General features: G+C 66.0%; 6 protein-coding genes and 2 pseudogenes. 3 read left to right on the forward strand and 5 right to left on the reverse strand.

The genetic code is table 11. The features are described 5' to 3' along the window. Positions 1–310: pseudogene (locus tag ABZ646_RS34860) on the reverse strand (transporter); the annotation flags it as partial. Positions 311–510: 200 nt separating this feature from the next. Between ABZ646_RS34860 and ABZ646_RS34865 the strand changes: the two are divergent. Next, a complete protein-coding gene (locus ABZ646_RS34865) occupies positions 511–2040 on the forward strand; it encodes an IS4 family transposase (protein ID WP_360528079.1) in 1530 nt (509 codons plus the stop codon). A gap of 13 nt (positions 2041–2053) precedes the next feature. Here the strand turns inward: ABZ646_RS34865 and ABZ646_RS34870 are convergent. Then, positions 2054–2320 (reverse strand): annotated as a pseudogene (locus ABZ646_RS34870) (hypothetical protein); the annotation flags it as partial. Positions 2321–2608: 288 nt separating this feature from the next. Between ABZ646_RS34870 and ABZ646_RS34875 the strand changes: the two are divergent. Beyond that, positions 2609–3232, forward strand: coding sequence for an SMI1/KNR4 family protein (locus tag ABZ646_RS34875; RefSeq protein WP_360528064.1), 624 nt, complete (start codon positions 2609–2611; stop codon positions 3230–3232). 50 nt (positions 3233–3282) lie between these two features. Here the strand turns inward: ABZ646_RS34875 and ABZ646_RS34880 are convergent, their stop codons facing one another. After that, on the reverse strand, positions 3283–4656 hold the full coding sequence (locus ABZ646_RS34880) for a NucA/NucB deoxyribonuclease domain-containing protein (protein WP_360528067.1): 1374 nt from the start codon (positions 4654–4656) through the stop codon (positions 3283–3285). A gap of 268 nt (positions 4657–4924) precedes the next feature. Between ABZ646_RS34880 and ABZ646_RS34885 the strand changes: the two genes are divergently transcribed. Continuing rightward, positions 4925–5062, forward strand: coding sequence for a hypothetical protein (locus ABZ646_RS34885; RefSeq protein ID WP_360528070.1), 138 nt, complete (start codon positions 4925–4927; stop codon positions 5060–5062). 188 nt (positions 5063–5250) lie between these two features. Here the strand turns inward: ABZ646_RS34885 and ABZ646_RS34890 are convergent, their stop codons facing one another. Further along, positions 5251–5838, reverse strand: coding sequence for a DUF6262 family protein (locus tag ABZ646_RS34890; protein ID WP_360528073.1), 588 nt, complete (start codon positions 5836–5838; stop codon positions 5251–5253). After that, positions 5835–7819, reverse strand: a 1985-nt coding sequence (locus ABZ646_RS34895; protein WP_360528076.1) for a site-specific integrase, incomplete at its 5' end; no start/stop codon positions are given. The genes ABZ646_RS34890 and ABZ646_RS34895, both read right to left, overlap by 4 nt.

Below are 7819 nucleotides of genomic sequence, written 5' to 3' on the forward strand. Positions count from 1 at the left end.
GGTCGACCTTCAGGTAGACCAGCAGCTTGCTCCGCTGCGGCGGGCACAGGCAGGCGAAGTTCCGCAGGCGCTGGTACGCCCGGTAGGTCTTGCGGTCGACCCGGTTCACCCCGTCCCCGAGCCCGAGCAGGACCTCGTCGACCGTGCCCGCCAGCTCCGCCATCGCCGCGCCCTCCACGCCGGCCGCCGCCCGGGCAACCGCCTGGCGCCGTGCCCGGCGCGCCACCGGCATGCCGCCGCTCACGGAGGCCACGGTCTCAAGCCCGAGCAGGCCGTCGCCGAAGAGCCGGTAGCAGACCAGGTCGATCGACCAATGCCGCGAAGTTAAGGCCCCGATGGCAATGTCAAGGGGTGCGTGAGATGTGGCAGGGCCTCTGCTATGCAGGGGATCGACCAAGATCTTCCTGAGAGAGCAGAGGCCCTGTGGCCCAGTTTGTCACGGGCGGCACGCCTGACGTGTTCGCGCCCGGTCACATCGGCGAGTTAACCCAAGTCATCCCACCGGAGCTGGTGGATGCGGTGGTGGAGGAGACCGGAGCCCGCGAGAAACGATTACGGAGACTGCCATCCCGAGTCGGGGTCTACTTCGTCCTGGCTCTCGGCATGTTCGAGCATCTGGGTGCTCAGCTGGTGTGGGACAAACTCGTAGCAGGGCTGAGCGGCAACATGCCGCGGCCGTCCGAGAAGGCACTTCGTGATCTGCGCCGGCGGGTGGGCGTCGCCCCTCTGCAGCGGCTCTTCGACGTGCTGGCGGGCCCGCTGGCCCAGCCCTCCACCCCTGGAGTGCGCTACCGTCGTTGGCGCACGGTCGCATTCGACGGATGCGGAAGCCTGTCGGTCCCCGACCACGAGCGCAACAGGTCCTGGCTCGGTCGCACCGTCCGACGCCACGGCCCGGCGGGTTACCCCCGGCTGATGCTGATGACGCTGTGCGAGACAGGCACCCGCGGCCTGATCGCAGCAATCTTCGGTCCCGCCGTCAAAGCCGAGAGCGACTACGCCCGGGAACTGACCAGCCACCTCACCCCGGACATGCTCCTTCTGGCAGACCGTGCATTCGACGGCAACGAGCTCCTGGCCGCCATCACGCGACAGGGCGCGCAGTTTCTGGTGCGCTGCACCAGCACACGGCGCCCACCGGTGCTGGCCGTGCTGCCCGACGGCTCGTACCTCACCCGCATCGGCAGCCTCTCGCTGCGAGTGATCGAGGCCGAGGTCCAAGCACGCACCGTCGGCGGCGGCACTTTCGGTGACACCTACCGCCTGCTGACCACACTCACCGACCATCGCGCAGACCCCGCCGCCCGCTTGATGCGCCTCTACCACGAACGCTGGGAGATCGAGACCGCCTACCTTGCACTGCGCCACACCCTCCTTCAAGGCCGGGTGCTGCGTTCGAAGGACCCGGTGGGCCTCTGCCAGGAAGTGTGGGGACTGCTCACCCTCTACCAGGCACTGCGCTCGATCATGGTGACCGCGGTGGAGACCGAAGCCGGCTGCGACCCCGACCGGGCCGGCTTCACCGCCGCCCTGGAGGCAGCCCGCGACACGGTCGTCAGCCTCACCGGAATACTTCCAACAACCGGACCGCACAACTACTCCGACCTGGTCGGACACATCGGTACCCGTATCCTGCGCACGCTCCTTCCCAAACGCCGGATGCGGCTTTCCACCCGCATCGTCAAGAGCGGAATCTCCCGCTACCACACCTGGAACCGCGACGGACGCCCCCGCGACAGCACCCCGATCAGCGCCATCGAGATCACCGTCCACCCGCCGGCCCCTCCCGGCACACAGGCACCCAGCCAGACGGCCTCCAGGCGTTGGGACCAGGTCTGCCGGATCCTGGCGGCGAATGCGAACCAAGCCATGCATACCCGAGACATCGCACGCCGCCTCGGCCTCACCACCACACCGTCCATCAAGAGCCTCACAGCACAACTCTGCTACTGGACCCGCAACAACCGACTCATCCGCACAGCCCCCTGCACCTATAAGCTCCCGCTCGCCGAGCCCTTGACAGCACCATCGGGGCCTTAACTTCGCGGCATTGGTCGATCGACCTCCGGTGCTCCCGCACGGCATGCACGTCGTAGCGGGTGGAGTCGCCGGCGATACACATCAGGCGCGGCCCGCTCCACAGGACCTGGGCCGCGGCCGTTACCCCGAGCCGGTCGCGGACCAGGTGCTCGAACTCGGCGCGATGGTCCATCATCCACGCCAGGTAGAAGAGACCTTGATTGATGACGCCGGCGTCGATGCCGCGCTTGTACTCGACTTTACCGACCGAGGGAGCTCGTGAACCGGCCCTGAACTGCAACGATTCTAGGCCTACATGTCCGTGATGATGCGTTGGGGCCGTTGCTGCAGCTCGTCCGAGTGGCTTCGTGGCTCGGCCCGTCCACTCGGCGGCGGAGGGACCGTGGGGCGTTTGTTGCATACATCCTCATAGGAGCGCAGGATGCCTGGGGTCGGGTGCCGCCCACGATGGCTTTTCGAACCGTCATGCGGGAACCGCTCAGTCGAAGTGACGACACGTGACTACTTCGCACCATGTCAGGTGCCGAGAATGGCATACACGATCATCGCCAGGTAGCAGGATGACACCATGACGACGACACTCACCGATGCCTGGGCACGTGTCCGAGCGGCTCTGGACGCGCATGCCCCCTCGACAGCACGTACTGTCCGGACATCGGCGACCATGGACGATATATCTGAGGCTCAGTCCGTGATGGGGCAGACGTTCCCCGATGCGGTGAGGGATCAGCTGTTGCTTTTCGACGGGGTGGAGCCGAATCCAGTCACAGGCGTTTTGCTGCCACCCTTGTACATCCCTGTCGGCCTCCATCGCATGCAGATGCTGTGGCAGCGCAAGCGTGCCGCCTCAGTAACCCCGGCCAGTGGGGAGGATGCCGTAGATATTGCCGGAGAGCCTTGTCGGGAATTTCATCCGCTCCTGGTGCCTATCGGGGACGACACGACGGGAGACCTGCTGGTGGTGGACAACAGGCCCGGCGAGCTGCGTGGGAGTGTTCTGACCTGGAGCAAGGCCGACGGCTTCTTCGGCGCGCCCACCTGGCGCAGTGTGACCGAAATGTGGGCCGATGTAGCGAGTGCGCTGGAGACCGGGTCAGCTCAAGGCGCCGAATATGAGGATGATCCTCATATGACCCGCAACGGGTGCGCCGCGGTGTTCACCGCTGACGGAATTCTTGAATGGGAGTTCTAGTGAGGCCGGTCTGTTCCCGGCCGTCGCCAGCCGGGAACAGACGATAGGCATCAGGGGATGATCACCACATAGAACTCGTCATTGGGCCCGTCGATGATCCGGTTGTCTGAGTAATAGGTTGCAAGCTGGCTGCCGCCTGCACCATTTTCGGTGCCGTTGATGGCCAGCGCCGAGAAGTTGTTTTTGGGCTTGGTTGGCTCGTAGATGGACTGGGCTGATCCTTCATAGGTTGAGGCGAACGGGTACTCGTCACACTCCAGCCCTTTCGACGCATAGTTGGGGTCTACGGCTGTGCATACCTTCACAGCCTCACGCCGGTTTGCGTTGTATCTGTTCAGGTTCGTCTGGTTGATGCTTTTCTGTAGCCGGTGCAGTGGGTCGCTGGCGCTCTGGCCTGCCACGTGCTTCGAGGAATTGGCCGGAAGGGTTTTCTGCGGCTGCGTGAAAGCCGTCTTGATATGGGAGGCCACCGCGCGTTCCGGAGCAGTGCTGGCGGTGCTGTACCTCAACGGGGAGACGTCGTAGCTCAGTGCGGCGCCCCCGGTGTGCAGCACGTCCGTGGGCTTGTAGTTGGGAAGGTAGGGGGAATTGTCCCAGCGCAGCCCGAACGAGGAGAATTTCCACTCAGCCAGCGGGTTACTCTCGACCCAGCCGGGCGGCCACTCGGGCACGAACTTCATGTTCCAGACGGCCCATATGCCGTCGTCGGGTGCGAGGCCCTGCCCGGGCGCGGCGTTGGTCGATATCATGAAATGCGGATTCGCCTTGAGGTCGGCCACCGTCGTCGGAGTCGGATTGAGGCCGCCTTGGCCCAGCCTCACACCGTCGGGAACCGTGGGGTGGTTCACCGAGGTACCCACGAGCGTTTCGTCGATCGCGTTGACGCCTGCCGCGTAGAAGTCCGAGAAGTAGTAGTCGAACTTGATGTCACGCGAGTTGGCCGATACCGTCGCGATGGCGCTGACCGTCATCTGCGAGAAGCCAACCACTTTATCGTTTTGGCGCCAGTTGGCAGAAAACCACTGAGATTCGCACATCGCGAAGCGGGACGCGATCCACATGCTTGCGTCAGCGGCGGTATGCGCCTTGCATTCCGCAAGTGTCATCGTCCTCTTGGGCACGTCCGTCACGGTGGGGCTCAACCGGGCGCCGGACGCCTCGGCTTCTCCTACACTGGCATTGGGTACATCCCCTCGCAGGGACGCCGGACCGATTCTGCGGACGGCGTCGCTCTTGATCGCCCTGTGCCTCTGCGCCAACCCCACAGCCTCGGGAGTTTCACCGGCCTTCAGCCGTTTGAAGATGGTGCCAGGGGACTGTGTCGGAGCGTCCGTTACGTAGGTGTCGACCGTCATCGCGTCGGAGTGGGGCGCCGCCTGCGCGACTGAGGTCCCCAGCAGCACTGAAGCCATCGCGGTCAGCAAGATTGTGAGCGTGTGTCTGAGACTGCGCATGTGATCCTTCCGTGAGACAGAGCCAATGAGCAGGTCCCTGCCAAGATTCCCAACAGGAAGTAAACGTATGTCAGTTCGGCTCTCTGCGCCGCACGTTTTGCTGCCGACGCAGAGAAAGGGAGAGTGAACCATTCATGATCGACAACAGCGACCTGACAGCAACATCTGGTCGCTGTGCGCGGCGAGTTACCCTTGATGGTCCCTCTCGTAATGGAACCGGCTGAGGGCGACGGTAACGATGTCGCAAGAAGCGCATCTTGCCGTCGGCGTTGGATTCATCGAGCAGGACCCGGATCACGCCGATGAGCCTGTTGAACTGCGCTTGGCCATTGGCGGGTTCAACAGAGCCTCGGCCGTGATGGCGGGCGCAGGCTGATGCCGTACTCGCCGCCAGGGCGTGCACGCCGGACGGCACGTGAAGCCTCTTGGTGGGGACTGGTCTTCACAGACCAGTCCCCACCAGGGTCACCCGTTTCCGGCCCCGGATCGACACTCAGCGGACCTGCCGACGCGCCTTGTGGGATCTTCTGCTGTCAACGGCACACTGGCTTCTGTGGACAGGGGTCAGGTAGCTGATCCCGGTTCGGTGATGCGTGCTTCGAGGTCGGCGACGCGGCGGTCTTGGAATCGGAGGTTGGAGCGGGCGGCCTTGAGCCGCTCGTCGAGGGTGCGGTTCTCGGTGGTGAGCTGGCGGATGCGCTGCTTGAGGGTCCTGTTCTCGGTGGTGATCCGCTGGATGGCCTCCTCAGTCCACTCGGCTTGCAAGTCACGGATCTGGCCGAGGAGTTCGCCAATACGGGTGCGCTGGGCGAGGATCTCGGTGTGGGCGACCTTGAGTGCGTCCTCAGCATTCAGTGTGCGTTCGCGCCAGGTTGCCTCACGCTCGTTGTCCCGGTCGGCGAGCATCTGGGTGCGGCGTTCGCCAGCCTCGTTCATCGCTGCAGCGACCACGCTTCTGGCCTCGGCGTTGTCATACAGGAAGGTGCGCGAGACGTCCGCTCGGCGGGCGACAGAGGCGACACTGACCTGGGCCTTCTCGCGTCGTAGCCGTGCGATGGCCTGGTGGACGCGATCAAGGGCGGCTTCGGCCTTGCGGCGGCGGGCGGCCAGGGCCGCCGCGGTGCGGGGTTCAGGAAGGGGGGCGCTGTTCATGCGGTGTCCTGTTCCGGGTCGTCGCTGTCGGCTGTGTACGTACCGCTGTACTCGTCCGGCTCGTCGCCGCCCGCGTCGGCGAGGTCGACGGCCCGGAAGGCGGTGGACCACACGCGATGGAAGTAGTCCTGGGGTTTGCGCAGGTCCAAGGCGAGGGCGTCGTCGAGGAGACCGAGGCCGGCCAGGGCCTTCTCCAGGCCGTCGATGGCGCGGGCAGTGGGCTCGAAGTAGCGGTGAAGGTAGTCGGCGGTGGAGTCATCGGGGGCACCCTCAGCCAGCAGCCGCCACTGCTCACGCTTCCGCCGCCAATACAGCAAATCGGCGCCGGACAGGACGAACTTGTCGCAGTTGTGGCAGTCGAGGCTCCAGGGGCAGGCGCCGCCGTCGACGACGGGCTGGAAGGTGCAGAACCCGCCCTCAGCGGGGGTGCTGCGGCGTGACAGGTCGATGGCCAGGGCCTGGGCCTGTTCTCGGGTAAGCGGGGTGGTGTCGCTGGTGAGGATTTCGCCGGGGTGAGCGGTGCCGGGTCCAGCGACCCATACATGCTGAAGGACGTTGTCCAGGTCCGACTGGGTCAGGTGGACGTAGTGCTCGGCCATGCGGTCGGAGACCTGCCCGAGGTAGCGGCGGATGTGCGTCAGGCTCGCGCCGTGCCGCAGCAGCCGGGTGGCCAGCGTATGCCGGGCCTGGTGGGCGACGTAGTGACCGCCGAGATCAAGGTCGGCGAGCCAGCTGCGGAAGCCGGTGTGGAACCAGGTGTAGGACAAAGCGCGGCGGCCGTCGGGGTTGTGGATGTCGGTGGGGAACAGGGCCAGGTGAGCGCGTTGGGCAGCAGTGGGCGGGCGGCCGGCGTGCCGGTCGGCGTAGTGGGTCAAGGTCTTTTGGCGGCGTTCTTCGAGCCGGTCCAGGAGATGGTCGGGGATGCGGACAGCCGCGTTCAGGTTGCCGACCTTGGTCTGGTCGTGCCAGAGCAGCGGCAGCCCGCCGTAGCGGCCGATGCAGTCCAGACGAAGCTGGATGACCTCGCTGGCGCGCCGGCCGGTGACGATGATGGTCTCCCACATATCCCTCAGGCCCCGGTCATGCGGGTCGTAGCCGTCGGCGAGTTGCTGCAGGTTGGCCTCGTGCGCAAGCGCCCGGGCGACTTCGTCGGGGAACGGGTTGCGGCTGCGGAGGGTGCCCGGGCCGCCGACCGGCATGGCGGCGATGAAGGTGCGGTCCAGGCCGATTCTCTCGGCGCTGCCGCTGTCCAGCGCGCCGCGCAGAAGGGACCGGCCGTAGTTGAACACCATCCGTCGCGAGTTCTCGGTGACCTTCGCCATTTTGCCGTCCAGGCGGGCCTGGCCGCGGAAGGCCAGGCCGAGGCGTTCGCGGTTGCGCAGGTCCGCGACGAAGCGGTGGACGTGCTCGCCTCGCAGAACGGACGGGTCGTGGCCGCCGCCCGGCGCCTCGGCCTCCAAGAACGCGGACAGTTCGGCGCCGGCGCGGCGCACGAAGTCAACCGGCTGGGCGCTGCGCGGGCAGGTGGGCGAACGCAGCACGCCTGCTATGTGGTCCCACAAGAGGTCGCGCAGCCACCGCTGGGTGATGCAGGTCAGGTCGACGTAGCTGGAGCGGCCCGGGAAGCGCACCCCGAAGTGCTCGGTCTCGATGTAGCCGGCATCCCGGGTATCGGAGGGAGTGAAGTAGATCTTCCGCAGGGCCTGTTGCATCTCCTGGACCATGCGCTGGTGGTAGGCGCGGTGGAAGACGGACGCCTCCAGGCCGGCCAGGGACGCCACGTCGCGGCGCTGGCATTCGTCCGCGAGCGACTGCACCCACGTCAGGTGCCACACGGCGACGGGCTGCAGGCCGTGGACATACATGCCCCACTGGAACTCGGCCCTCAGCAGGGGCCGCAGCCCGCGCAGGTTGACCGTTCCGGTGCGGTGCACCGGCAGCTGTGCGCGGCACCAGGTGCGGAAGGCGACTTCGTCCTCGC

It is taken from the genome of Streptomyces sp. NPDC007162, from assembly GCF_040634175.1.
Taxonomy (GTDB): Bacteria; Actinomycetota; Actinomycetes; order Streptomycetales; family Streptomycetaceae; genus Streptomyces.

Coding starts and splice junctions, on each gene's coding strand:
- ABZ646_RS34885 (WP_360528070.1), top strand. CDS start 4,925: ATGTCGCAAGAAGCGCATCTTGCCGTCGGCGTTGGATTCATCGAGCAG.
- ABZ646_RS34875 (WP_360528064.1), top strand. CDS start 2,609: ATGACGACGACACTCACCGATGCCTGGGCACGTGTCCGAGCGGCTCTG.
- ABZ646_RS34890 (WP_360528073.1), bottom strand. CDS start 5,838: ATGAACAGCGCCCCCCTTCCTGAACCCCGCACCGCGGCGGCCCTGGCC.